This window comes from Streptomyces sp. S3(2020), from assembly GCF_013044505.1.
Lineage (GTDB): Bacteria > Actinomycetota > Actinomycetes > Streptomycetales > Streptomycetaceae > Streptomyces.
Map to the genome: position 1 here is coordinate 1 of NZ_JABERD010000543.1, position 886 is coordinate 886.

General features: G+C 74.4%; 1 pseudogene. It reads left to right on the top strand.

From position 1 onward, the window contains the following. Positions 1-224: 224 nt before the first annotated feature. A pseudogene (locus tag HLK59_RS50235) lies at positions 225-886 on the top strand (hypothetical protein); the annotation flags it as partial.

The window sequence follows — 886 nt, forward strand, 5'->3', positions numbered from 1 at the left end:
CGTCTGTCTTGTGGTGTTGTCTTTTTTTGTGCTCGTCACCTCGCCCCCCGTGCTCTCAACTACCCTCTCCGTCGTCAGCGTCAGCTGTGTAGAAGATACAGCCCCCCCCCGGCGCCCGTCCGGCCGCCCCGGCCGCTGAGGCGCCGGGCGCCCCAGGAGAGCGTCGCTGCGCCAGCCGTGTGATGCCAGGCGCGGCGGCCCGCTCCGGCGGGAAGGCTGGTGCGGTGAGCAGCGGTCTCCTGAGCCGGCGGTCTCTTCGTGGCGCGACGGCGCTGCGCGGCGGCCGTGCCTGGCGTCCTGGCCCGTACCTGGTCTTCGGCTTCCTGTACTGGCTGGTGATGTCGCTGGCGTACTGGGCGGCGCCGCTGTGCTGCGACGCGGGGCTGCACGCAGCGGTGGTCGAGCGGTTGCGGGTGGATCTGTGGCAGCCGCGGCATCCCCTGGCGGATCTGCCGGGTGCGGGCAGCCCGTACTACTCGCCGTACGCGGTGGCGCAGGGCGTGTTCGCGCGGCTGACGGGGCTGGGCGGCTGGGAGGTCGTACGACTGGCCGGTCCCCTGAACCTGTTGGTGCTGCTGACCGGCCTCGGCGCTCTGGTGCGGGTGCTGACGCCCCGGCCGTGGGCACCGGTGCTGGCGCTGCCGGTCCTGCTGATGACCGGGGATCCCGGCTCCCCGGCGGCCTTGGCGGTCGGGCTGGGCCTGTGGGCGTGGGCGCTGACGGGAGCGCGGGCCCGCGACGGCGGGGCGCCGCGGTGTGTGGGCCCGGGCGGGCTGCCGGGGATCGCCGGGTATGCGGCGCCGGGTGTGCTGTACGGGGCGGTCCTGCTGATCGATCCGGTCACCGCGGTGGGTGCGGCCGCGGGGGCCGGATCGATCAGCAGGAC